This window comes from Vibrio sp. Scap24 (genome assembly GCF_013394185.1).
Taxonomy (GTDB): Bacteria; Pseudomonadota; Gammaproteobacteria; order Enterobacterales; family Vibrionaceae; genus Vibrio; species Vibrio pomeroyi.
In genome coordinates, this window is record NZ_CP041332.1 from 1,626,437 (window position 1) to 1,652,061 (window position 25,625).

Consider the following 25,625-nt stretch of genomic DNA (forward strand, 5'->3'; position numbering starts at 1 on the left):
TAATTCGCGCCTTTAACAACCCTAAAAAGGTGATTTTTTATACTCTTTAATTTTGAACAGCTTATGAACTATTTATCCACAACTTGCTCAAAAGGTAAGAGTATTAGTCCAGTTTTTCAACCTGACCAAATTCAAGCTCAACCGGTGTTGCACGACCAAAGATCGATACAGATACCTTAATGCGGCTTTTCTCGTAATCTACTTCTTCAACAGTACCGTTGAAGTCAGCAAATGGACCATCGTTCACACGAACCACTTCACCCGCTTCGAACATTGTCTTAGGACGTGGAGACTCGCTCGCTTTCTCTAGACGGTTCAAGATAGCATCAGCTTCTTTATCAGTGATTGGTGCAGGACGATCAGAGGTACCACCAATGAAGCCCATAACACGCGGAATGCTGCGTACTAAGTGCCATGATTCATCATTCATGATCATTTGAACTAATACGTAGCCAGGGAAGAATTTACGTTCACTTTTACGACGTTGGCCTGCACGCATTTCCACTACTTCTTCAGTAGGTACTAGCACATCGCCAAATAGTTCTTCCATGTTGTGCATTTTAATATGCTCGCGTAGCGACTGTGCAACACGACCTTCAAAGCCAGAAAAGGCTTGAACTACATACCAACGTTTTTTTGGAGCTTCACTCATGAATCAGAACCCTCTACACCCCAGTTGCTAGAGAAACTAGACGGACCATAATGCCGTCAATTCCCCAAAGCACTAGAGACATAACAATACATACAGCTAAAACGATCAATGTAGTTTGCATAGTTTCTTGGCGAGTAGGCCAAACAACTTTACGAATCTCCATACGAGATTCTTTTGCAAAATCGATCGCAGCTTTACCTTTAGTTGTTGTTGCTGCAACGCCTAGTGCGGCAGCAATCAGCACAACTACACCTGCAGCGCGAATTACAACAGACAATTCACCATACAGGTAATTACCCACAACAGCAGCAGCCAACAGAACAAAAGCGACAATCCACTTCATTGTATCTGCTGCACTTGAGCTATCAGGAGTTTCAGCGTTTGCTTTCATAAAACCAACCTGTGATAAGTCTTAAATATAGACGACAATAACCCCGCTGTTGCAGGGCACATTCCTTTGCGTTGCAAAACAACACATCTAACAGTCATTTTAGTCAAAAAGACCGTTTAATTCTTTGCTAAGAGCTGAAATTGATGTCAAATCGCTCAACTCTTTTTTCAGCGCAGAAAAAGGGCATCAAATGATGCCCTTTTTACTAGTGGTTCGTCAAATCTTATGCAAAGATTTTAGCTACAACACCAGCACCAACTGTACGGCCACCTTCGCGGATTGCGAAACGTAGACCTTCGTCCATTGCGATTGGAGCGATTAGCTCAACAGTCATTTGAACGTTGTCACCTGGCATTACCATTTCTACGCCTTCTGGTAGAGTGATGTCGCCTGTTACGTCAGTTGTACGGAAGTAGAACTGTGGACGGTAACCTTTGAAGAAAGGAGTGTGACGGCCGCCTTCGTCTTTAGAAAGTACGTATACTTCAGACTCAAACTTAGTGTGTGGGTTGATAGAACCTTTCGCAGAAAGTACTTGACCACGTTCAACGTCATCACGCTTAGTACCACGTAGAAGTGCACCAACGTTCTCACCTGCACGACCTTCGTCAAGCAGTTTACGGAACATTTCAACACCAGTACAAGTAGTAAGAGTAGTCTCTTTGATACCAACGATTTCTACTTCGTCACCTACACGTAGGATACCGCGCTCGATACGACCAGTTACAACAGTACCACGACCTTGAATTGAGAATACGTCTTCAATTGGTAGTAGGAACGGTTGGTCTACTGCACGCTCTGGCTCAGGGATGTAAGAATCTAGTGCTTCTGCAAGCTCAACGATCTTGTCTTCCCACTGCTTCTCGCCGTTTAGTGCGCCAAGTGCAGAACCTTGGATAACTGGTAGGTCATCACCTGGGAAGTCGTACTCAGAAAGAAGTTCACGAACTTCCATTTCTACTAGCTCAAGTAGCTCTTCGTCATCAACCATGTCACATTTGTTCATGAATACGATGATGTAAGGGATACCAACTTGACGACCAAGTAGGATGTGCTCACGAGTTTGAGGCATAGGGCCGTCAGTCGCAGCAACAACTAGGATACCGCCGTCCATTTGTGCAGCACCAGTGATCATGTTTTTAACATAATCCGCGTGTCCTGGACAGTCTACGTGTGCGTAGTGACGTGCTGGAGTGTCGTACTCAACGTGAGAAGTTGCGATTGTGATACCGCGCTCGCGCTCTTCTGGAGCGTTATCGATAGATGCGAAATCTTTAGCAACACCACCGTACACTTTTGCAAGTGTAGTACAGATAGCAGCTGTTAGAGTTGTTTTACCGTGGTCAACGTGGCCGATAGTACCAACGTTTACGTGCGGTTTCGTACGTTCAAATTTTTCTTTAGACATGGGGTGTCCCTCTAGGTACGGATTAGGTGGCTTAAAATAAGACCACGCAACCAAAAAAATGGTTTTCTTTATTAAAGGAGAAGAAGCTTTAGACTGGTGCTAATACCCAGAGTCGAACTGGGGACCTCACCCTTACCAAGGGTGCGCTCTACCGACTGAGCTATATCAGCACACAAAATGAGTTGGAGCGTGCAGCGGGAATCGAACCCGCATCATCAGCTTGGAAGGCTGAGGTAATAGCCATTATACGATGCACGCAACACGTAACTCTGTTTGAGCTATTTAACCTTTAGAATATGGTGGAGAGGGACGGATTCGAACCATCGAAGGCAGTGCCAACAGATTTACAGTCTGCTCCCTTTGGCCACTCGGGAACCTCTCCAAATTTTGAGCTTTCTCTCGCTTGCCTTAAAGGAAGGGAGAAAGTGGTGCCGACTACCGGAATCGAACTGGTGACCTACTGATTACAAGTCAGTTGCTCTACCTACTGAGCTAAGTCGGCACAAGTGGGGCGCATTTTATTGAATGATTTTCCACCTTGCAATAGTAAATTGAAAAAAAGTGCAAAATTCTCTTACCAAACTCCTACATACGGCAATTTAGCTCAAGGTTTCCATCTTTAACCCGCATCTAGCACAGGAAGATATTTTATTTATCTATCGCTTGATGTATTTTCCATGCACTTGTTTTGTTATCCACTATAGAGTTTTGTATGAGCCCATTTATGTCATTTGACCGCGAACGCTGGTCTGAGCTAAGGAATTTAGTTCCGATGACACTTTCTGAAAGCGACTTAAAAGAGCTTCAAGGCATCAATGAAAAGCTCACAATGGAAGAGGCTGTGGAGATCTACCTACCGCTTTCTCGTCTGTTGAATCTCTATGTAGCAGCCAGACAAAACAGAAACTCGGTACTTCATGAGTTCCTAGATAAGAAAGAGAAAGCACCACCTTTTATCATCGGTATTGCGGGTAGTGTTGCGGTTGGTAAGAGTACGACCGCACGACTGCTTAAAGCCCTACTCTCTCGTTGGGAAAACCATCCAAAGGTCGAGCTAGTGACAACTGACGGTTTCTTATATCCAAATGAAGTGTTGGAAGAAAAAGGGTTGATGAGTAAAAAAGGCTTCCCTGAATCATACGACATCAAACGTCTAGTGAACTTTGTCTCGGATGTTAAAGCGTGCAAAAGAAATGTCACCGCACCGGTATACTCGCACCTAACTTACAACATTACTGACGATGTTAAGTGTGTCGACCTACCCGATGTGCTTATTATTGAAGGGCTTAATGTCTTACAGAGTGGCATGAACTACCCACACGAACCGCATCGTGTGTTTATTTCAGACTTCCTTGATTTTTCACTCTATGTTGATGCTGACAGCCAGCAGATAAAAGAGTGGTACATCAATCGTTTTATGAAGTTTCGCGACGGGGCGTTTACTAAGCCTGGCTCGTATTTTAGTCATTACACTAAGTTATCGAACCAAGCAGCACTGGACAAAGCGGAAGGTATCTGGAGTTCAATCAATGGCTTGAACCTTGAACAAAATATCCTTCCAACAAGAGAAAGAGCGCATCTGATTTTGCGAAAAGGCGCAGATCACATGGTTGAAGAAGTGTTACTCAGAAAATAGTAACGCCTTAATCCCCTTTTCGTAGCGATATTTCGCCACCAATATAACTCTCGATGCCATTCTCGGTTTTGAGTAACACGGCACCTTGTTCATCGATGCCTTGAACAACACCTTCAATTTCTCTAGGTCCAATAATCAACCTAACATTGCGACCTAAGAAATTATCTAAGCGATTCCAACGTTCTACGAAGTTAGACATCCCTTTCAATTCATAATCCACAAGAGACTTGTCCCAAGCATTGATCAGAGCCTGTGCTAATTGGTTACGATCTGGCACCTTCCCGTCACACACTTCTTTAAGAGAAGTCCACGGTTGACCAATACCTGATATTGTTGGGTCCATAGATAGGTTCAGCCCTAAACCAATAACAATATGAGCTGCGCCACCCGACTGCCCAGAGAGCTCGACCAAGATACCCGCGAGCTTCTTGTCATTGTGGTATAGGTCATTCGGCCACTTAAGCTTGATGCCTTCAACGCCCATTTCTTCCAAAGCCTCTACAACGGCTACGCCAACCACAAGACTTAAGCCCATTGCAGCAGCCATACCAGCGTCAAGCCTCCAGTACATTGAAAGGTACAGGTTTGCACCAAATGGCGATACCCATTCTCTTCCACGACGCCCGCGACCAGAAGCTTGATATTCAGCAATACAAACTGACCCAGACTCAAGAGTATTCGTACGCTCTAACAAGTGTTGATTAGTCGAACCAATGATTGGGATCAGCTCAAGCGAAGCGTCAGGGCTAGGAGCTGACAATTTCTCTTGGTCAAGCATGTCCAACTGGTTAGCTAACTTGTAGCCCTTGCCTTGCACTCGATAGATATCCAAGCCCCACTCTTGAATCCCTTTAATGTGCTTACTGATAGCCGCTCTTGATACGCCTATCAACTCACCGAGGTCTTCTCCGGAATGAAACTCGCCATCGGAAAGGCATTTTAGTAGTGCTAGCTTAGTACTGTGCTCCCTCATACTAATGCCTCCAAAGCTCTATCTAGGTTTGTCTCGCTATCTCTACCCATAAAGCGGACTTCGTGTTCCAACTGAATATCGAACTTGTTCAGGACAGATTGACGAACTCGGTCAGCAAGCTTAAGGATATCGGTAGCTGAAGCTTGATCATAATTAATGATAACCAGTGCTTGGTTTGGGTGAACTTGAGCGCCGCCTTCAGTAACACCTTTAAACTGGCATTGATCAATCAACCACCCAGCAGCAACTTTGATCATATCGTTACTCTCGTAACCAACGATATTCGGGTACAGTTCTGACAAGCGATCAAAATGATCTTTAGTGATCACGGGGTTTTTGAAAAAGCTTCCAGCATTGCCCTGTTTCGAAGGGTCTGGCAGTTTGCTCGAACGAATAGCACATACTTCATCGAATATCGTACTAGGGGAAAGTGTTTCTGCTGGCAGGCTTTTAAGTGGACCGTAATGGTTACATGGCTTCCACTCTTTCGGCAGTGTTAAACCAATCGCGACAACAATCGCTTTGCCATAAAGCGCGTGTTTAAAAATGGAATCTCGGTAACCAAAGAGGCATTCCTCTTTGCTTAATCGCTTAACTGTATAAGTATCCAGAGATAAGATATCGACGTATTCACAGACGTCTTGCAGTTCAACGCCGTACGCACCAATATTCTGAATAGGTGCAGAGCCAGAGCAACCCGGAATCATGGCTAGGTTTTCTAAGCCGCCAAGCCCTTTATCGACACTCCACTTAACCAAGCTAGGCCAATCCTCACCACCATTAACATGTAGATGGTGATGACTATCTGTCTCGGTTAGCGTAATCCCAGCTAACTGGTTCACAATAATCAAGCCTGCAAAGTGCTCAGTAAAAAGCATATTACTGCCCTTACCCAGTATCAACTTAGGCAAAGTTGACCATTTAGGGTCTTGATAAACCGTTATCAGTTCTTCGATAGTCGTGACTTCAACCAACGCATCACATGTCTGATCGATGGAAAAAGTATGAACGTTTTTTAAACTAGCATTGAGATGGAATTGCATGACGATATTCAATTAACTTACACTGCAGCCATTCTACAGCAGATAAACCAGTGGCGCAGTGACTGAATGAACAATGTCATCATTACCCAATTAGACCCCGTTAAAGTTCCCTTAGTAAAACGTTTCTACAAGGAACATTATCCAACGGGAAAAGCCAATAAGAGTGAGCTTATCTATTCATTACTGATGGATAACGAGCTTTGTGGTGTCGTGCGTTTTCGGACGATAGAAAATGCTCGCTTACTTACCGGAATGGCTATATCAAAAGAACATCGTGGTAAGCAATTAGGCTCTCAGCTTATGGATTATTGTGCTCAGCATACGCTGACAGAAAACGACTACTGCTTCGCCTACGCGCATCTCACCGGCTTTTACTCACGACATAAGTTCGTACAGATCGCTCCAGAACAGCTACCCAATGGCTTAAGAGTTTTATACGAGCGCTATTCGAATAGCGGAAAAGATCTCATTCCTATGCATTATCAGCAAAATTGTTAGAGAATGCCTCGATTATCTAGTATTTGGGTCTATCCCTTTGGTAAAATTAAAGGTTCGCAATTTTGCATATTTTTAAGGTAAAACAGTCAATATGATTGCCAGTAGGAATCCATTCATACAGTTGCCAACCATAGCGCAGAATCCTGACAAGTTTGAAGTACTACTATCAGCGCAAGAGTTTCGAACTCGCTTACTTGATGAGATATCTCGCGCAACGACTCGTATTAGTTTAGTCGCTTTGTACCTTGAAGATGATGAGGCTGGCCGTGAGATCCTAACTGCCTTATATGAAGCAAAGCAAAAGAATCCAGAACTAGACGTGAGTGTATGTGTCGATTGGCACAGAGCACAACGTGGATTGATTGGCGCAGAGTCCTCAGAAGGCAACGCGGCAATGTATAAAGAGTTTGCTGAAAAATATCAGCACTCTGTTCCTGTCTATGGCATCCCTGTCCGCGGTAAAGAAGTCTTTGGCGTATTGCACCTAAAAGGCTTTATCGTCGATGACAGCGTGATATACAGCGGCGCAAGCCTTAACAATATCTACCTGAACTACCATGACCGCTATCGCTTTGATCGCTACCATGTTTTAAACAACGCAGCACTTGCTGACTCGATGTTTACCTACGTGCACCAGCAAATGATCTCAGACAGCGCTGTTTACGACTTGGCAGATAAGAACAAGCCAGTAACCAAAGAGCTGAAACCAGCGATTCGCCAGTTCCGAGCTTCACTAGCTCGATCTCAATACCAATTCGATGGTCAGGATGTTTCGCCAGAGCAAGTAGCCGTAACGCCATTAGTGGGTATTGGTAAACGACGTAACCGTCTGAATCAAGGCATCAATCAACTTGTCGCTCAAGCTAAAGATGAGATCTTTATCTGCACACCTTACTTCAACTTCCCACCTAGCCTAGCTAAAGAAGTGAAGAAAGCGCTTAAGCGTGGTGTAAAGGTCAGTATTGTTGTCGGTGATAAAACAGCAAACGATTTCTTTATCTCACCAGAAGAAGAGTTTAAAACGATCGGTGGCTTGCCATACCTTTACGAATTGAACTTGCGCCGTTTCGCTAAAGCCAATGAAGCTCACATTGCTAGCCGTAATCTATCGATTCGACTTTGGCAACACGATTCTAATAGCTTCCACCTGAAGGGTATCTGGGTCGATAAGCGTTATATGCTCCTAACAGGCAATAACCTAAACCCTCGTGCATGGAAACTCGATCTAGAGAACGGTATCTTTATCCAAGATCACTACCATCACCTAACAGATAAGTTCCAAGCTGAAGTAGACAACATTCTTCAACACACTCAGCTTATCTGTACTTATAAGCAGTTAGATAAAGTAGATAGCTACCCTACGGAAGTTCAGAAGCTGATTCGTAAGATCACTCGTGTCAAAGCCGACAGGGTGCTTAAACAGATTCTATAGCAAATAGCTTCTCATACGATTGCCCAGCAAACGCTGGGCGTTTTTGTATCAGTTATACGAGAGTATGAGATATATTTTCTGAGCAGGTGCAAACTGTCAACTATTAGCTAAGGCTCGAATGTAATTACCTAAAAGCTGTCTGCGCAATAACTCGCTTTCCCCCCACAACTAAGTGGCTGGAGATCGTGAATGGTTACCTTCAACATGTAGAAAGCTTCAAGACCACACTCTGACTAATCACTACTATCCCTATAGAGCGTCTCTACTGCAGATGAACATAACTTCATCCAACACACCCTAACGATCAAAACTCCAATCAAACAAATCGAATCAACCATTTCTTCCTCCTCCTAAATAACACTAAATAGCCTCAATCGATATCAGAATGGCCTTAATAGTTACTCCAAGTATCACGATACTCATACGACGATATTTACAGATAGGAGGCATATAAAACTTGCGAGCATTCTGACAGGGGTGGCTTTTCTAATAGGTAACCGAATAGTTGGATTTTCGCACCTTCAATAACGAACGGAGTAAAGATAATCGTATATTTTTAAAGTATAAATAAGCTTCGGAAATTCGAAGAAGTGTTCCTCATAAGTAATGGTTTGATGTGATCTATACCCATCCAGAACCGTACTCAGGGACAAGTTCATCCTAGTCTAGAAACGATGAAAGCCCCGCTATTTTCTAGCGAGGCTTCTTAATAAGTGGCTTTGTGGCTGAGGACTCTGGCAACCGGAACTCATTGGTCGAAGACTAAATTATCTATACTCAGAAACGACGAAAGCCTAGTCGTAAGACTAGGCTTTCTGAGAAGTATCGGAGTGTCTGGTATTCCATCAGAATCACGCACGAGTAGAACTATTTCAACTGAAGGGAATATACAATGATTCAAATGTAAAAAAGCCCTGCTATTTCTAGCAGGGCTTTTCTAATAAGTGGCGGAGTGGACGGGACTCGAACCCGCGACCCCCGGCGTGACAGGCCGGTATTCTAACCAACTGAACTACCACTCCGCAGTGGACTACTTGTCGTCGCTGACAAGTCGTTCATAATTTAAAGCCTGGCGATGTCCTACTCTCACATGGGGAAGCCCCACACTACCATCGGCGCTATTGTGTTTCACTTCTGAGTTCGGCATGGAATCAGGTGGGTCCACAATGCTATGGTCGCCAAGCAAATTTTGCTTTTACTTTCAGCTTTTTTTAAAAACTGAAGGCAAAATAATCTGGAAAACTGTAATTTAAAAGTCTCTTCAAACTCATTCAAGGTCTGTCTTTGAGTCCACAAAACCCCTTGGGTGTTGTATGGTTAAGCCTCACGGGCAATTAGTACAGGTTAGCTCAATGCCTCGCAGCACTTACACACCCTGCCTATCAACGTTCTAGTCTTGAACAACCCTTAAGGACGCTTATAGCGTCAGGGAAAACTCATCTCAGGGCTCGCTTCCCGCTTAGATGCTTTCAGCGGTTATCGATTCCGAACTTAGCTACCGGGCAATGCCATTGGCATGACAACCCGAACACCAGAGGTTCGTCCACTCCGGTCCTCTCGTACTAGGAGCAGCCCCCTTCAATTTTCCAACGCCCACGGCAGATAGGGACCGAACTGTCTCACGACGTTCTAAACCCAGCTCGCGTACCACTTTAAATGGCGAACAGCCATACCCTTGGGACCGACTTCAGCCCCAGGATGTGATGAGCCGACATCGAGGTGCCAAACACCGCCGTCGATATGAACTCTTGGGCGGTATCAGCCTGTTATCCCCGGAGTACCTTTTATCCGTTGAGCGATGGCCCTTCCATTCAGAACCACCGGATCACTATGACCTGCTTTCGCACCTGCTCGAATTGTCATTCTCGCAGTCAAGCGGGCTTATGCCATTGCACTAACCACACGATGTCCAACCGTGTTTAGCCCACCTTCGTGCTCCTCCGTTACTCTTTGGGAGGAGACCGCCCCAGTCAAACTACCCACCAGGCACTGTCCGTAATCCCGATTCAGGGACCAACGTTAGAACATCAAAACTACAAGGGTGGTATTTCAAGGACGACTCCACCACATCTAGCGACGCGGTTTCAAAGTCTCCCACCTATCCTACACATGTAGGTTCAATGTTCAGTGCCAAGCTGTAGTAAAGGTTCACGGGGTCTTTCCGTCTAGCCGCGGGTACACTGCATCTTCACAGCGATTTCAATTTCACTGAGTCTCGGGTGGAGACAGCGTGGCCATCATTACGCCATTCGTGCAGGTCGGAACTTACCCGACAAGGAATTTCGCTACCTTAGGACCGTTATAGTTACGGCCGCCGTTTACCGGGGCTTCGATCAAGAGCTTCGACCGAAGTCTAACCCCATCAATTAACCTTCCGGCACCGGGCAGGCGTCACACCGTATACGTCATCTTACGATTTTGCACAGTGCTGTGTTTTTAATAAACAGTTGCAGCCACCTGGTATCTGCGACTCTCGTCTGCTCCATCCGCAAGGGACTTCACTGATAAGAGCGTACCTTCTCCCGAAGTTACGGTACCATTTTGCCTAGTTCCTTCACCCGAGTTCTCTCAAGCGCCTTGGTATTCTCTACCCGACCACCTGTGTCGGTTTGGGGTACGATTCCTTACAATCTGAAGCTTAGAGGCTTTTCCTGGAAGCATGGCATCAATGACTTCACTACCGTAGTAGCTCGACATCGTATCTCAGCGTTATGAAAGTCCGGATTTACCTAAACTTTCCGCCTACGTACTTGAACCTGGACAACCGTCGCCAGGCCCACCTAGCCTTCTCCGTCCCCCCATCGCAATTGTAAGAAGTACGGGAATATTAACCCGTTTCCCATCGACTACGCCTTTCGGCCTCGCCTTAGGAGTCGACTTACCCTGCCCCGATTAACGTTGGACAGGAACCCTTGGTCTTCCGGCGAGGGAGTTTTTCACTCCCTTTATCGTTACTCATGTCAGCATTCGCACTTCTGATACCTCCAGCAGCCCTTACAGACCACCTTCAACGGCTTACAGAACGCTCCCCTACCCCACATACCCTAAGGTACGTAGCCGCAGCTTCGGTGTATAGCTTAGCCCCGTTACATCTTCCGCGCAGGCCGACTCGACCAGTGAGCTATTACGCTTTCTTTAAATGATGGCTGCTTCTAAGCCAACATCCTGGCTGTCTGAGCCTTCCCACATCGTTTCCCACTTAGCTATACTTTGGGACCTTAGCTGGCGGTCTGGGTTGTTTCCCTCTCCACGACGGACGTTAGCACCCGCCGTGTGTCTCCCGGATAGTACTTACTGGTATTCGGAGTTTGCAAAGGGTTGGTAAGTCGGGATGACCCCCTAGCCTTAACAGTGCTCTACCCCCAGTAGTATTCGTCCGAGGCGCTACCTAAATAGCTTTCGGGGAGAACCAGCTATCTCCAGGTTTGATTGGCCTTTCACCCCTAGCCACAAGTCATCCGCTAATTTTTCAACATTAGTCGGTTCGGTCCTCCAGTTGATGTTACTCAACCTTCAACCTGCCCATGGCTAGATCACCTGGTTTCGGGTCTAATCCTAGCAACTGTACGCCCAGTTAAGACTCGGTTTCCCTACGGCTCCCCTAAACGGTTAACCTTGCTACTAAAATTAAGTCGCTGACCCATTATACAAAAGGTACGCAGTCACACCACGAAGGTGCTCCTACTGCTTGTACGTACACGGTTTCAGGTTCTATTTCACTCCCCTCACAGGGGTTCTTTTCGCCTTTCCCTCACGGTACTGGTTCACTATCGGTCAGTCAGTAGTATTTAGCCTTGGAGGATGGTCCCCCCATATTCAGACAGGATATCACGTGTCCCGCCCTACTCGTTTTCACTGATGATGAGATGTCGATTACGGGGCTATCACCCTTTACTGCGGCACTTTCCAGAGCCTTCATCTGTCTCATTAAAAGCTTAAGGGCTAATCCAATTTCGCTCGCCGCTACTTTCGGAATCTCGGTTGATTTCTCTTCCTCGGGGTACTTAGATGTTTCAGTTCCCCCGGTTTGCCTCCTGTTGCTATGTATTCACAACAGGATACTTACTTATGTAAGTGGGTTTCCCCATTCAGGAATCCCAGACTCAAAGGTTATTACTACCTAATCTGGGCTTATCGCAAGTTATTACGCCTTTCATCGCCTCTGACTGCCAAGGCATCCACCGTGTACGCTTAGTCACTTAACCATACAACCCGAAAGGGTCTTAGTGTATGGCAACTAACCAAGGTTTTTGGTTGTCATTAAGAAGGGTTAATTCTTAATGACTGTTTGCCGGACTCAATGTGATTCAAACAAGTTTGAATCGAATACAAGACACTTGAATGTGTTTGTTGTGTTTATCAAAAGATAAACATTGAGAACTTTTAAATTTGATTGAATTACTCGTAAGTAATCAATCAGTCAGCTTTCCAAATTGTTAAAGAGCATGAGACTTTAAGAACCAGTGTTCTAAAATTCACATTTTCTAAAGACTCTCACAGTCGAAAAATCCAACCAGCGACATAAGAAGTGGTTTGGAGTTTTAACTTCCAAGAATATTTAGAGAATGGTGGGCGATACCGGGCTCGAACCAGTGACCCCCTGCTTGTAAGGCAGGTGCTCTCCCAACTGAGCTAATCGCCCACGATAGTTTTAATTCCTTCGCGGAGAAAGAATGGTGGGTCGTGCAGGATTCGAACCTGCGACCAATTGATTAAAAGTCAACTGCTCTACCAACTGAGCTAACGACCCAATGGTATCCCGTAGGGGAGTCGAACCCCTGTTACCGCCGTGAAAGGGCGGTGTCCTAGGCCTCTAGACGAACGGGACACTGGATTGAAGAACTTGGGAGTTCTTCGTCTCTTTTACTTTCTAAACCTAATCAATCTGTGTGGACACTTATCGTGAGTATCTTCGTATAAGGAGGTGATCCAGCCCCAGGTTCCCCTAGGGCTACCTTGTTACGACTTCACCCCAGTCATGAACCACAAAGTGGTGAGCGTCCTCCCCGAAAGGTTAAACTACCCACTTCTTTTGCAGCCCACTCCCATGGTGTGACGGGCGGTGTGTACAAGGCCCGGGAACGTATTCACCGTAGCATTCTGATCTACGATTACTAGCGATTCCGACTTCATGGAGTCGAGTTGCAGACTCCAATCCGGACTACGACGCACTTTTTGGGATTCGCTCACTATCGCTAGCTTGCTGCCCTCTGTATGCGCCATTGTAGCACGTGTGTAGCCCTACTCGTAAGGGCCATGATGACTTGACGTCGTCCCCACCTTCCTCCGGTTTATCACCGGCAGTCTCCCTGGAGTTCCCGACATTACTCGCTGGCAAACAAGGATAAGGGTTGCGCTCGTTGCGGGACTTAACCCAACATTTCACAACACGAGCTGACGACAGCCATGCAGCACCTGTCTCAGAGCTCCCGAAGGCACACCTGCGTCTCCGCTGGCTTCTCTGGATGTCAAGAGTAGGTAAGGTTCTTCGCGTTGCATCGAATTAAACCACATGCTCCACCGCTTGTGCGGGCCCCCGTCAATTCATTTGAGTTTTAATCTTGCGACCGTACTCCCCAGGCGGTCTACTTAACGCGTTAGCTCCGAAAGCCACGGCTCAAGGCCACAACCTCCAAGTAGACATCGTTTACGGCGTGGACTACCAGGGTATCTAATCCTGTTTGCTCCCCACGCTTTCGCATCTGAGTGTCAGTATCTGTCCAGGGGGCCGCCTTCGCCACTGGTATTCCTTCAGATCTCTACGCATTTCACCGCTACACCTGAAATTCTACCCCCCTCTACAGTACTCTAGTTCACCAGTTTCAAATGCAGTTCCGAGGTTGAGCCCCGGGCTTTCACATCTGACTTAATGAACCACCTGCATGCGCTTTACGCCCAGTAATTCCGATTAACGCTCGCACCCTCCGTATTACCGCGGCTGCTGGCACGGAGTTAGCCGGTGCTTCTTCTGTTGCTAACGTCAAGAGATAGCGCTATTAACGCTACCCCCTTCCTCACAACTGAAAGTACTTTACAACCCGAAGGCCTTCTTCATACACGCGGCATGGCTGCATCAGGCTTTCGCCCATTGTGCAATATTCCCCACTGCTGCCTCCCGTAGGAGTCTGGACCGTGTCTCAGTTCCAGTGTGGCTGATCATCCTCTCAGACCAGCTAGGGATCGTCGCCTTGGTGAGCCATTACCTCACCAACTAGCTAATCCCACCTAGGCATATCTTGACGCGAGAGGCCCGAAGGTCCCCCTCTTTGGCCCGTAGGCATTATGCGGTATTAGCCATCGTTTCCAATGGTTATCCCCCACATCAAGGCAATTTCCTAGGCATTACTCACCCGTCCGCCGCTCGACGCCCATTAACGCACCCGAAGGATTGTTAGTGTCGTTTCCGCTCGACTTGCATGTGTTAGGCCTGCCGCCAGCGTTCAATCTGAGCCATGATCAAACTCTTCAATTTAAGATTTTGTGACTCAACGAATACTGACTTCAAAACTACTATGTAATTCTAAAGCTATTACCATTCCAACAGAATGGTAATGAATTGACTGTGCCAAATAACCCCTCTCTGTAAAGAAAGTAATTATTCGTATTGGTCACTCAGTTCATTGAAATCATTTTGATTCCGAAGAATCTGTTTTATCTAACGATAAAACGTTTTGATATTCATCAACGAGTGCCCACACAGATTGATAGGTTTAAATTGTTAAAGAGCTTTGCTTTCAGCGCCTTAGCACTTAAGCAGGACGCGTATAATACGCTTTCTACTTTGAAAGTCAACATAAAATACTAAGAAAACTTAGAACTCTATGGTGACTTGTCTACTTAGTAGACAAAGTCGAAATTAAAGCCTGGCGATGTCCTACTCTCACATGGGGAAGCCCCACACTACCATCGGCGCTATTGTGTTTCACTTCTGAGTTCGGCATGGAATCAGGTGGGTCCACAATGCTATGGTCGCCAAGCAAATTTTGCTTTTACTTTCAGCTTTTTTTAAAAACTGAAGGCAAAATAATCTGGAAAACTGTAATTTAAAAGTCTCTTCAAACTCATTCAAGGTCTGTCTTTGAGTCCACAAAACCCCTTGGGTGTTGTATGGTTAAGCCTCACGGGCAATTAGTACAGGTTAGCTCAATGCCTCGCAGCACTTACACACCCTGCCTATCAACGTTCTAGTCTTGAACAACCCTTAAGGACGCTTATAGCGTCAGGGAAAACTCATCTCAGGGCTCGCTTCCCGCTTAGATGCTTTCAGCGGTTATCGATTCCGAACTTAGCTACCGGGCAATGCCATTGGCATGACAACCCGAACACCAGAGGTTCGTCCACTCCGGTCCTCTCGTACTAGGAGCAGCCCCCTTCAATTTTCCAACGCCCACGGCAGATAGGGACCGAACTGTCTCACGACGTTCTAAACCCAGCTCGCGTACCACTTTAAATGGCGAACAGCCATACCCTTGGGACCGACTTCAGCCCCAGGATGTGATGAGCCGACATCGAGGTGCCAAACACCGCCGTCGATATGAACTCTTGGGCGGTATCAGCCTGTTATCCCCGGAGTACCTTTTATCCGTTGAGCGATGGCCCTTCCATTCAGAACCACCGGATCACTATGACCTGCTTTCGCACCTGCTCGAATTGTCATTCTCGCAGTCAAGCGGGCTTATGCCATTGCACTAACCACACGATGTCCAACCGTGTTTAGCCCACCTTCGTGCTCCTCCGTTACTCTTTGGGAGGAGACCGCCCCAGTCAAACTACCCACCAGGCACTGTCCGTAATCCCGATTCAGGGACCAACGTTAGAACATCAAAACTACAAGGGTGGTATTTCAAGGACGACTCCACCACATCTAGCGACGCGGTTTCAAAGTCTCCCACCTATCCTACACATGTAGGTTCAATGTTCAGTGCCAAGCTGTAGTAAAGGTTCACGGGGTCTTTCCGTCTAGCCGCGGGTACACTGCATCTTCACAGCGATTTCAATTTCACTGAGTCTCGGGTGGAGACAGCGTGGCCATCATTACGCCATTCGTGCAGGTCGGAACTTACCCGACAAGGAATTTCGCTACCTTAGGACCGTTATAGTTACGGCCGCCGTTTACCGGGGCTTCGATCAAGAGCTTCGACCGAAGTCTAACCCCATCAATTAACCTTCCGGCACCGGGCAGGCGTCACACCGTATACGTCATCTTACGATTTTGCACAGTGCTGTGTTTTTAATAAACAGTTGCAGCCACCTGGTATCTGCGACTCTCGTCTGCTCCATCCGCAAGGGACTTCACTGATAAGAGCGTACCTTCTCCCGAAGTTACGGTACCATTTTGCCTAGTTCCTTCACCCGAGTTCTCTCAAGCGCCTTGGTATTCTCTACCCGACCACCTGTGTCGGTTTGGGGTACGATTCCTTACAATCTGAAGCTTAGAGGCTTTTCCTGGAAGCATGGCATCAATGACTTCACTACCGTAGTAGCTCGACATCGTATCTCAGCGTTATGAAAGTCCGGATTTACCTAAACTTTCCGCCTACGTACTTGAACCTGGACAACCGTCGCCAGGCCCACCTAGCCTTCTCCGTCCCCCCATCGCAATTGTAAGAAGTACGGGAATATTAACCCGTTTCCCATCGACTACGCCTTTCGGCCTCGCCTTAGGAGTCGACTTACCCTGCCCCGATTAACGTTGGACAGGAACCCTTGGTCTTCCGGCGAGGGAGTTTTTCACTCCCTTTATCGTTACTCATGTCAGCATTCGCACTTCTGATACCTCCAGCAGCCCTTACAGACCACCTTCAACGGCTTACAGAACGCTCCCCTACCCCACATACCCTAAGGTACGTAGCCGCAGCTTCGGTGTATAGCTTAGCCCCGTTACATCTTCCGCGCAGGCCGACTCGACCAGTGAGCTATTACGCTTTCTTTAAATGATGGCTGCTTCTAAGCCAACATCCTGGCTGTCTGAGCCTTCCCACATCGTTTCCCACTTAGCTATACTTTGGGACCTTAGCTGGCGGTCTGGGTTGTTTCCCTCTCCACGACGGACGTTAGCACCCGCCGTGTGTCTCCCGGATAGTACTTACTGGTATTCGGAGTTTGCAAAGGGTTGGTAAGTCGGGATGACCCCCTAGCCTTAACAGTGCTCTACCCCCAGTAGTATTCGTCCGAGGCGCTACCTAAATAGCTTTCGGGGAGAACCAGCTATCTCCAGGTTTGATTGGCCTTTCACCCCTAGCCACAAGTCATCCGCTAATTTTTCAACATTAGTCGGTTCGGTCCTCCAGTTGATGTTACTCAACCTTCAACCTGCCCATGGCTAGATCACCTGGTTTCGGGTCTAATCCTAGCAACTGTACGCCCAGTTAAGACTCGGTTTCCCTACGGCTCCCCTAAACGGTTAACCTTGCTACTAAAATTAAGTCGCTGACCCATTATACAAAAGGTACGCAGTCACACCACGAAGGTGCTCCTACTGCTTGTACGTACACGGTTTCAGGTTCTATTTCACTCCCCTCACAGGGGTTCTTTTCGCCTTTCCCTCACGGTACTGGTTCACTATCGGTCAGTCAGTAGTATTTAGCCTTGGAGGATGGTCCCCCCATATTCAGACAGGATATCACGTGTCCCGCCCTACTCGTTTTCACTGATGATGAGATGTCGATTACGGGGCTATCACCCTTTACTGCGGCACTTTCCAGAGCCTTCATCTGTCTCATTAAAAGCTTAAGGGCTAATCCAATTTCGCTCGCCGCTACTTTCGGAATCTCGGTTGATTTCTCTTCCTCGGGGTACTTAGATGTTTCAGTTCCCCCGGTTTGCCTCCTGTTGCTATGTATTCACAACAGGATACTTACTTATGTAAGTGGGTTTCCCCATTCAGGAATCCCAGACTTAAAGGTTATTACTACCTAATCTGGGCTTATCGCAAGTTATTACGCCTTTCATCGCCTCTGACTGCCAAGGCATCCACCGTGTACGCTTAGTCACTTAACCATACAACCCGAAAGGGTCTCTGTTTTACTTTCACTTTTGAAAAGTGAAAACAAACTAGTATGGCAACTAACCAAGGTTTTTGGTTGTCATTAAGAAGGGTTAATTCTCAATGACTGTTTGCCGGACTCAATGTGAATCAAACTAAGTTTGATTCGAATACAAGACACTTGAATGTGTTTGTTGTGTTTATCTAAAGATAAACATTGAGAACTTTTAAATTTGATTGAATTACTCGTAAGTAATCAATCAGTCAGCTTTCCAAATTGTTAAAGAGCTTGATTTCTTTCGAAACCATTTTTAAAGATTCTTAGGGAAAAACCCTTAAAGATGGTGGAGCTATGCGGGATCGAACCGCAGACCTCCTGCGTGCAAGGCAGGCGCTCTCCCAGCTGAGCTATAGCCCCATCTAGGTCGATATTGGTGGGTCTGAGTGGACTTGAACCACCGACCTCCCGCTTATCAGGCGAGCGCTCTAACCAGCTGAGCTACAGACCCAATATCGTCTCTTAACTTTTCTAAACCTAATCAATCTGTGTGGACACTTATCGTGAGTATCTTCGTATAAGGAGGTGATCCAGCCCCAGGTTCCCCTAGGGCTACCTTGTTACGACTTCACCCCAGTCATGAACCACAAAGTGGTGAGCGTCCTCCCCGAAAGGTTAAACTACCCACTTCTTTTGCAGCCCACTCCCATGGTGTGACGGGCGGTGTGTACAAGGCCCGGGAACGTATTCACCGTAGCATTCTGATCTACGATTACTAGCGATTCCGACTTCATGGAGTCGAGTTGCAGACTCCAATCCGGACTACGACGCACTTTTTGGGATTCGCTCACTATCGCTAGCTTGCTGCCCTCTGTATGCGCCATTGTAGCACGTGTGTAGCCCTACTCGTAAGGGCCATGATGACTTGACGTCGTCCCCACCTTCCTCCGGTTTATCACCGGCAGTCTCCCTGGAGTTCCCGACATTACTCGCTGGCAAACAAGGATAAGGGTTGCGCTCGTTGCGGGACTTAACCCAACATTTCACAACACGAGCTGACGACAGCCATGCAGCACCTGTCTCAGAGCTCCCGAAGGCACACCTGCGTCTCCGCTGGCTTCTCTGGATGTCAAGAGTAGGTAAGGTTCTTCGCGTTGCATCGAATTAAACCACATGCTCCACCGCTTGTGCGGGCCCCCGTCAATTCATTTGAGTTTTAATCTTGCGACCGTACTCCCCAGGCGGTCTACTTAACGCGTTAGCTCCGAAAGCCACGGCTCAAGGCCACAACCTCCAAGTAGACATCGTTTACGGCGTGGACTACCAGGGTATCTAATCCTGTTTGCTCCCCACGCTTTCGCATCTGAGTGTCAGTATCTGTCCAGGGGGCCGCCTTCGCCACTGGTATTCCTTCAGATCTCTACGCATTTCACCGCTACACCTGAAATTCTACCCCCCTCTACAGTACTCTAGTTCACCAGTTTCAAATGCAGTTCCGAGGTTGAGCCCCGGGCTTTCACATCTGACTTAATGAACCACCTGCATGCGCTTTACGCCCAGTAATTCCGATTAACGCTCGCACCCTCCGTATTACCGCGGCTGCTGGCACGGAGTTAGCCGGTGCTTCTTCTGTTGCTAACGTCAAGAGATAGCGCTATTAACACTACCCCCTTCCTCACAACTGAAAGTACTTTACAACCCGAAGGCCTTCTTCATACACGCGGCATGGCTGCATCAGGCTTTCGCCCATTGTGCAATATTCCCCACTGCTGCCTCCCGTAGGAGTCTGGACCGTGTCTCAGTTCCAGTGTGGCTGATCATCCTCTCAGACCAGCTAGGGATCGTCGCCTTGGTGAGCCATTACCTCACCAACTAGCTAATCCCACCTAGGCATATCTTGACGCGAGAGGCCCGAAGGTCCCCCTCTTTGGCCCGTAGGCATTATGCGGTATTAGCCATCGTTTCCAATGGTTATCCCCCACATCAAGGCAATTTCCTAGGCATTACTCACCCGTCCGCCGCTCGACGCCCATTAACGCACCCGAAGGATTGTTAGTGTCGTTTCCGCTCGACTTGCATGTGTTAGGCCTGCCGCCAGCGTTCAATCTGAGCCATGATCAAACTCTTCAATTTAAGATTTTGTGACTCAACGAATACTGACTTCAAAACTACTATGTAATTCTAAAGCTATTACCATTCCAACAGAATGGTAATGAATTGACTGTGCCAAATAACCCCTCTCTGTAAAGAAAGTAATTATTCGTATTGGTCACTCAGTTCATTGAAATCAATGTTGATTCCGAAGAATCTGTTTTATCTAACGATAAAACGTTTTGATATTCATCAACGAGTGCCCACACAGATTGATAGGTTTAAATTGTTAAAGAGCTTTGCTTTCAGTGCCTTAGCACTTAAGCAGGACGCGTATAATACGCTTTCCACTTTGAAAGTCAACATAAAATACTAAGAAAACTTAGAACTCTATGGTGACTTGTCTACTTAGTAGACAAAGTCGAAATTAAAGCCTGGCGATGTCCTACTCTCACATGGGGAAGCCCCACACTACCATCGGCGCTATTGTGTTTCACTTCTGAGTTCGGCATGGAATCAGGTGGGTCCACAATGCTATGGTCGCCAAGCAAATTTTGCTTTTACTTTCAGCTTTTTTTAAAAACTGAAGGCAAAATAATCTGGAAAACTGTAATTTAAAAGTCTCTTCAAACTCATTCAAGGTCTGTCTTTGAGTCCACAAAACCCCTTGGGTGTTGTATGGTTAAGCCTCACGGGCAATTAGTACAGGTTAGCTCAATGCCTCGCAGCACTTACACACCCTGCCTATCAACGTTCTAGTCTTGAACAACCCTTAAGGACGCTTATAGCGTCAGGGAAAACTCATCTCAGGGCTCGCTTCCCGCTTAGATGCTTTCAGCGGTTATCGATTCCGAACTTAGCTACCGGGCAATGCCATTGGCATGACAACCCGAACACCAGAGGTTCGTCCACTCCGGTCCTCTCGTACTAGGAGCAGCCCCCTTCAATTTTCCAACGCCCACGGCAGATAGGGACCGAACTGTCTCACGACGTTCTAAACCCAGCTCGCGTACCACTTTAAATGGCGAACAGCCATACCCTTGGGACCGACTTCAGCCCCAGGATGTGATGAGCCGACATCGAGGTGCCAAACACCGCCGTCGATATGAACTCTTGGGCGGTATCAGCCTGTTATCCCCGGAGTACCTTTTATCCGTTGAGCGATGGCCCTTCCATTCAGAACCACCGGATCACTATGACCTGCTTTCGCACCTGCTCGAATTGTCATTCTCGCAGTCAAGCGGGCTTATGCCATTGCACTAACCACACGATGTCCAACCGTGTTTAGCCCACCTTCGTGCTCCTCCGTTACTCTTTGGGAGGAGACCGCCCCAGTCAAACTACCCACCAGGCACTGTCCGTAATCCCGATTCAGGGACCAACGTTAGAACATCAAAACTACAAGGGTGGTATTTCAAGGACGACTCCACCACATCTAGCGACGCGGTTTCAAAGTCTCCCACCTATCCTACACATGTAGGTTCAATGTTCAGTGCCAAGCTGTAGTAAAGGTTCACGGGGTCTTTCCGTCTAGCCGCGGGTACACTGCATCTTCACAGCGATTTCAATTTCACTGAGTCTCGGGTGGAGACAGCGTGGCCATCATTACGCCATTCGTGCAGGTCGGAACTTACCCGACAAGGAATTTCGCTACCTTAGGACCGTTATAGTTACGGCCGCCGTTTACCGGGGCTTCGATCAAGAGCTTCGACCGAAGTCTAACCCCATCAATTAACCTTCCGGCACCGGGCAGGCGTCACACCGTATACGTCATCTTACGATTTTGCACAGTGCTGTGTTTTTAATAAACAGTTGCAGCCACCTGGTATCTGCGACTCTCGTCTGCTCCATCCGCAAGGGACTTCACTGATAAGAGCGTACCTTCTCCCGAAGTTACGGTACCATTTTGCCTAGTTCCTTCACCCGAGTTCTCTCAAGCGCCTTGGTATTCTCTACCCGACCACCTGTGTCGGTTTGGGGTACGATTCCTTACAATCTGAAGCTTAGAGGCTTTTCCTGGAAGCATGGCATCAATGACTTCACTACCGTAGTAGCTCGACATCGTATCTCAGCGTTAAGAAAGTCCGGATTTACCTAAACTTTCCGCCTACATACTTGAACCTGGACAACCGTCGCCAGGCCCACCTAGCCTTCTCCGTCCCCCCATCGCAATTGTAAGAAGTACGGGAATATTAACCCGTTTCCCATCGACTACGCCTTTCGGCCTCGCCTTAGGAGTCGACTTACCCTGCCCCGATTAACGTTGGACAGGAACCCTTGGTCTTCCGGCGAGGGAGTTTTTCACTCCCTTTATCGTTACTCATGTCAGCATTCGCACTTCTGATACCTCCAGCAGCCCTTACAGACCACCTTCAACGGCTTACAGAACGCTCCCCTACCCCACATACCCTAAGGTACGTAGCCGCAGCTTCGGTGTATAGCTTAGCCCCGTTACATCTTCCGCGCAGGCCGACTCGACCAGTGAGCTATTACGCTTTCTTTAAATGATGGCTGCTTCTAAGCCAACATCCTGGCTGTCTGAGCCTTCCCACATCGTTTCCCACTTAGCTATACTTTGGGACCTTAGCTGGCGGTCTGGGTTGTTTCCCTCTCCACGACGGACGTTAGCACCCGCCGTGTGTCTCCCGGATAGTACTTACTGGTATTCGGAGTTTGCAAAGGGTTGGTAAGTCGGGATGACCCCCTAGCCTTAACAGTGCTCTACCCCCAGTAGTATTCGTCCGAGGCGCTACCTAAATAGCTTTCGGGGAGAACCAGCTATCTCCAGGTTTGATTGGCCTTTCACCCCTAGCCACAAGTCATCCGCTAATTTTTCAACATTAGTCGGTTCGGTCCTCCAGTTGATGTTACTCAACCTTCAACCTGCCCATGGCTAGATCACCTGGTTTCGGGTCTAATCCTAGCAACTGTACGCCCAGTTAAGACTCGGTTTCCCTACGGCTCCCCTAAACGGTTAACCTTGCTACTAAAATTAAGTCGCTGACCCATTATACAAAAGGTACGCAGTCACACCACGAAGGTGCTCCTACTGCTTGTACGTACACGGTTTCAGGTTCTATTTCACTCCCCTCACAGGGGTTCTTTTCGCCTTTCCCTCACGGTACTGGTTCACTATCGGTCAGTCAGTAGTATTTAGCCTTGGAGGATGGTCCCCCCATATTCAGACAGGATATCACGTGTCCCGCCCTACTCGTTTTCACTGATGATGAGATGTCGATTACGGGGCTATCACCCTTTACTGCGGCACTTTCCAGAGCCTTCATCTGTCTCATTAAAAGCTTAAGGGCTAATCCAATTTCGCTCGCCGCTACTTTCGGAATCTCGGTTGATTTCTCTTCCTCGGGGTACTTAGATGTTTCAGTTCCCCCGGTTTGCCTCCTGTTGCTATGTATTCACAACAGGATACTTACTTATGTAAGTGGGTTTCCCCATTCAGGAATCCCAGACTTAAAGGTTATTACTACCTAATCTGGGCTTATCGCAAGTTATTACGCCTTTCATCGCCTCTGACTGCCAAGGCATCCACCGTGTACGCTTAGTCACTTAACCATACAACCCGAAAGGGTCTTAGTGTATGGCAACTAACCAAGGTTTTTGGTTGTCATTAAGAAGGGTTAATTCTTAATGACTGTTTGCCGGACTCAATGTGATTCAAACAAGTTTGAATCGAATACAAGACACTTGAATGTGTTTGTTGTGTTTATCAAAAGATAAACATTGAGAACTTTTAAATTTGATTGAATTACTCGTAAGTAATCAATCAGTCAGCTTTCCAAATTGTTAAAGAGCATAAAGCAAAAAGCTTTAATCAATAACTTGCGTTATTAATTAAAGCTCTGGCTTTAACTAAATCTAAACCATCAATCTGTGTGGACACTTATCGTGAATATCTTCGTATAAGGAGGTGATCCAGCCCCAGGTTCCCCTAGGGCTACCTTGTTACGACTTCACCCCAGTCATGAACCACAAAGTGGTGAGCGTCCTCCCCGAAAGGTTAAACTACCCACTTCTTTTGCAGCCCACTCCCATGGTGTGACGGGCGGTGTGTACAAGGCCCGGGAACGTATTCACCGTAGCATTCTGATCTACGATTACTAGCGATTCCGACTTCATGGAGTCGAGTTGCAGACTCCAATCCGGACTACGACGCACTTTTTGGGATTCGCTCACTATCGCTAGCTTGCTGCCCTCTGTATGCGCCATTGTAGCACGTGTGTAGCCCTACTCGTAAGGGCCATGATGACTTGACGTCGTCCCCACCTTCCTCCGGTTTATCACCGGCAGTCTCCCTGGAGTTCCCGACATTACTCGCTGGCAAACAAGGATAAGGGTTGCGCTCGTTGCGGGACTTAACCCAACATTTCACAACACGAGCTGACGACAGCCATGCAGCACCTGTCTCAGAGCTCCCGAAGGCACACCTGCGTCTCCGCTGGCTTCTCTGGATGTCAAGAGTAGGTAAGGTTCTTCGCGTTGCATCGAATTAAACCACATGCTCCACCGCTTGTGCGGGCCCCCGTCAATTCATTTGAGTTTTAATCTTGCGACCGTACTCCCCAGGCGGTCTACTTAACGCGTTAGCTCCGAAAGCCACGGCTCAAGGCCACAACCTCCAAGTAGACATCGTTTACGGCGTGGACTACCAGGGTATCTAATCCTGTTTGCTCCCCACGCTTTCGCATCTGAGTGTCAGTATCTGTCCAGGGGGCCGCCTTCGCCACTGGTATTCCTTCAGATCTCTACGCATTTCACCGCTACACCTGAAATTCTACCCCCCTCTACAGTACTCTAGTTCACCAGTTTCAAATGCAGTTCCGAGGTTGAGCCCCGGGCTTTCACATCTGACTTAATGAACCACCTGCATGCGCTTTACGCCCAGTAATTCCGATTAACGCTCGCACCCTCCGTATTACCGCGGCTGCTGGCACGGAGTTAGCCGGTGCTTCTTCTGTTGCTAACGTCAAGAGATAGCGCTATTAACGCTACCCCCTTCCTCACAACTGAAAGTACTTTACAACCCGAAGGCCTTCTTCATACACGCGGCATGGCTGCATCAGGCTTTCGCCCATTGTGCAATATTCCCCACTGCTGCCTCCCGTAGGAGTCTGGACCGTGTCTCAGTTCCAGTGTGGCTGATCATCCTCTCAGACCAGCTAGGGATCGTCGCCTTGGTGAGCCATTACCTCACCAACTAGCTAATCCCACCTAGGCATATCTTGACGCGAGAGGCCCGAAGGTCCCCCTCTTTGGCCCGTAGGCATTATGCGGTATTAGCCATCGTTTCCAATGGTTATCCCCCACATCAAGGCAATTTCCTAGGCATTACTCACCCGTCCGCCGCTCGACGCCCATTAACGCACCCGAAGGATTGTTAGTGTCGTTTCCGCTCGACTTGCATGTGTTAGGCCTGCCGCCAGCGTTCAATCTGAGCCATGATCAAACTCTTCAATTTAAGATTTTGTGACTCAACGAATACTGACTTCAAAACTACTGTGTA

8 protein-coding genes, 10 tRNA genes and 9 rRNA genes are annotated in these 25,625 nt (G+C 47.5%); 3 read left to right on the forward strand and 24 right to left on the reverse strand.

The genetic code is table 11. From position 1 onward, the window contains the following. Positions 1–103: 103 nt before the first annotated feature. The 7 genes from nusG to FLM53_RS07090 all read right to left on the reverse strand — a co-directional run bounded on the left by nusG (position 104) and on the right by FLM53_RS07090 (position 2,953). Complete coding sequence (gene nusG, locus FLM53_RS07060; protein ID WP_010435556.1) at positions 104–652, reverse strand: transcription termination/antitermination protein NusG; 549 nt, start codon at positions 650–652, stop codon at positions 104–106. 13 nt (positions 653–665) lie between these two features. Continuing rightward, positions 666–1,043, reverse strand: coding sequence for a preprotein translocase subunit SecE (gene secE / locus FLM53_RS07065; protein ID WP_017631512.1), 378 nt, complete (start codon positions 1,041–1,043; stop codon positions 666–668). Between the two features lie 223 nt (positions 1,044–1,266). Then, positions 1,267–2,451 (reverse strand): elongation factor Tu, encoded by a 1,185-nt coding sequence (gene tuf, locus FLM53_RS07070; RefSeq protein ID WP_010435158.1) that lies wholly within the window; start codon positions 2,449–2,451, stop codon positions 1,267–1,269. Positions 2,452–2,545: 94 nt separating this feature from the next. After that, a tRNA-Thr gene (locus FLM53_RS07075) sits at positions 2,546–2,621 on the reverse strand. A gap of 13 nt (positions 2,622–2,634) precedes the next feature. Beyond that, positions 2,635–2,709, reverse strand: a tRNA-Gly gene (locus FLM53_RS07080). 39 nt (positions 2,710–2,748) lie between these two features. Beyond that, positions 2,749–2,833 (reverse strand) — tRNA-Tyr (locus FLM53_RS07085). 44 nt (positions 2,834–2,877) lie between these two features. Continuing rightward, a tRNA-Thr gene (locus FLM53_RS07090) sits at positions 2,878–2,953 on the reverse strand. Between the two features lie 210 nt (positions 2,954–3,163). On the opposite strand from FLM53_RS07090, the gene coaA reads away from it, so the two are divergent. Then, a complete protein-coding gene (coaA, locus tag FLM53_RS07095) occupies positions 3,164–4,087 on the forward strand; it encodes a type I pantothenate kinase (protein ID WP_048657856.1) in 924 nt (307 codons plus the stop codon). A 7-nt stretch (positions 4,088–4,094) separates the two neighbouring features. On the opposite strand, the gene birA is transcribed toward coaA, so the two are convergent. Together birA and murB are read right to left on the reverse strand one after the other, a co-directional pair. After that, positions 4,095–5,060 (reverse strand): bifunctional biotin--[acetyl-CoA-carboxylase] ligase/biotin operon repressor BirA, encoded by a 966-nt coding sequence (birA, locus tag FLM53_RS07100; RefSeq protein WP_176680570.1) that lies wholly within the window; start codon positions 5,058–5,060, stop codon positions 4,095–4,097. Continuing rightward, positions 5,057–6,103 carry a UDP-N-acetylmuramate dehydrogenase gene (gene murB / locus FLM53_RS07105; protein ID WP_176680571.1) on the reverse strand — a complete coding sequence of 349 codons (1,047 nt, stop codon included), beginning with the start codon at positions 6,101–6,103 and terminating at the stop codon, positions 5,057–5,059. Before murB ends, birA begins: the two co-directional genes overlap by 4 nt. 66 nt (positions 6,104–6,169) lie before the next feature. Between murB and FLM53_RS07110 the strand changes: the two genes are divergently transcribed. Together FLM53_RS07110 and pssA are read left to right on the forward strand one after the other, a co-directional pair. Then, on the forward strand, positions 6,170–6,601 hold the full coding sequence (locus FLM53_RS07110; protein ID WP_176680572.1) for a GNAT family N-acetyltransferase: 432 nt from the start codon (positions 6,170–6,172) through the stop codon (positions 6,599–6,601). A gap of 91 nt (positions 6,602–6,692) precedes the next feature. After that, positions 6,693–8,033 (forward strand): CDP-diacylglycerol--serine O-phosphatidyltransferase, encoded by a 1,341-nt coding sequence (gene pssA / locus FLM53_RS07115; RefSeq protein WP_176680573.1) that lies wholly within the window; start codon positions 6,693–6,695, stop codon positions 8,031–8,033. A gap of 945 nt (positions 8,034–8,978) precedes the next feature. Here pssA and FLM53_RS07120 read toward each other — a convergent pair. The 15 genes from FLM53_RS07120 to FLM53_RS07190 all read right to left on the reverse strand — a co-directional run bounded on the left by FLM53_RS07120 (position 8,979) and on the right by FLM53_RS07190 (position 25,580). Further along, positions 8,979–9,055, reverse strand: a tRNA-Asp gene (locus FLM53_RS07120). A 45-nt stretch (positions 9,056–9,100) separates the two neighbouring features. Continuing rightward, positions 9,101–9,216 (reverse strand): 5S ribosomal RNA (gene rrf, locus FLM53_RS07125). Between the two features lie 130 nt (positions 9,217–9,346). Continuing rightward, a 23S ribosomal RNA gene (locus FLM53_RS07130) occupies positions 9,347–12,238 on the reverse strand. Positions 12,239–12,599: 361 nt separating this feature from the next. Next, positions 12,600–12,675 (reverse strand) — tRNA-Val (locus FLM53_RS07135). A 32-nt stretch (positions 12,676–12,707) separates the two neighbouring features. Beyond that, positions 12,708–12,783: transfer RNA gene (locus FLM53_RS07140), tRNA-Lys, on the reverse strand. Positions 12,784–12,785: 2 nt separating this feature from the next. Beyond that, positions 12,786–12,861 (reverse strand) — tRNA-Glu (locus FLM53_RS07145). An 89-nt stretch (positions 12,862–12,950) separates the two neighbouring features. Further along, positions 12,951–14,505 (reverse strand): 16S ribosomal RNA (locus FLM53_RS07150). 389 nt (positions 14,506–14,894) lie between these two features. After that, positions 14,895–15,010, reverse strand: a 5S ribosomal RNA gene (gene rrf, locus FLM53_RS07155). A gap of 130 nt (positions 15,011–15,140) precedes the next feature. Next, positions 15,141–18,032 (reverse strand): 23S ribosomal RNA (locus FLM53_RS07160). Positions 18,033–18,360: 328 nt separating this feature from the next. Further along, positions 18,361–18,436, reverse strand: a tRNA-Ala gene (locus FLM53_RS07165). Between the two features lie 14 nt (positions 18,437–18,450). Further along, positions 18,451–18,527 (reverse strand) — tRNA-Ile (locus tag FLM53_RS07170). Between the two features lie 67 nt (positions 18,528–18,594). Further along, positions 18,595–20,149, reverse strand: a 16S ribosomal RNA gene (locus FLM53_RS07175). Positions 20,150–20,539: 390 nt separating this feature from the next. Further along, positions 20,540–20,655 (reverse strand): 5S ribosomal RNA (gene rrf, locus FLM53_RS07180). Between the two features lie 130 nt (positions 20,656–20,785). Then, positions 20,786–23,677 (reverse strand): 23S ribosomal RNA (locus FLM53_RS07185). A gap of 348 nt (positions 23,678–24,025) precedes the next feature. After that, positions 24,026–25,580, reverse strand: a 16S ribosomal RNA gene (locus FLM53_RS07190). The 16S, 23S and 5S rRNA genes sit together here with 6 tRNA genes alongside, the layout of an rRNA operon. Positions 25,581–25,625 lie beyond the last annotated feature (45 nt).

What these genes read in the sequence shown, in the direction of transcription:
- nusG (WP_010435556.1), bottom strand. Translation starts at nt 652, where the DNA reads ATGAGTGAAGCTCCAAAAAAACGTTGGTATGTAGTTCAAGCCTTTTCT.
- secE (WP_017631512.1), bottom strand. Translation starts at nt 1,043, where the DNA reads ATGAAAGCAAACGCTGAAACTCCTGATAGCTCAAGTGCAGCAGATACA.
- tuf (WP_010435158.1), bottom strand. Translation starts at nt 2,451, where the DNA reads ATGTCTAAAGAAAAATTTGAACGTACGAAACCGCACGTAAACGTTGGT.
- coaA (WP_048657856.1), top strand. Translation starts at nt 3,164, where the DNA reads ATGAGCCCATTTATGTCATTTGACCGCGAACGCTGGTCTGAGCTAAGG.
- birA (WP_176680570.1), bottom strand. Translation starts at nt 5,060, where the DNA reads ATGAGGGAGCACAGTACTAAGCTAGCACTACTAAAATGCCTTTCCGAT.
- murB (WP_176680571.1), bottom strand. Translation starts at nt 6,103, where the DNA reads ATGCAATTCCATCTCAATGCTAGTTTAAAAAACGTTCATACTTTTTCC.
- FLM53_RS07110 (WP_176680572.1), top strand. Translation starts at nt 6,170, where the DNA reads ATGAACAATGTCATCATTACCCAATTAGACCCCGTTAAAGTTCCCTTA.
- pssA (WP_176680573.1), top strand. Translation starts at nt 6,693, where the DNA reads ATGATTGCCAGTAGGAATCCATTCATACAGTTGCCAACCATAGCGCAG.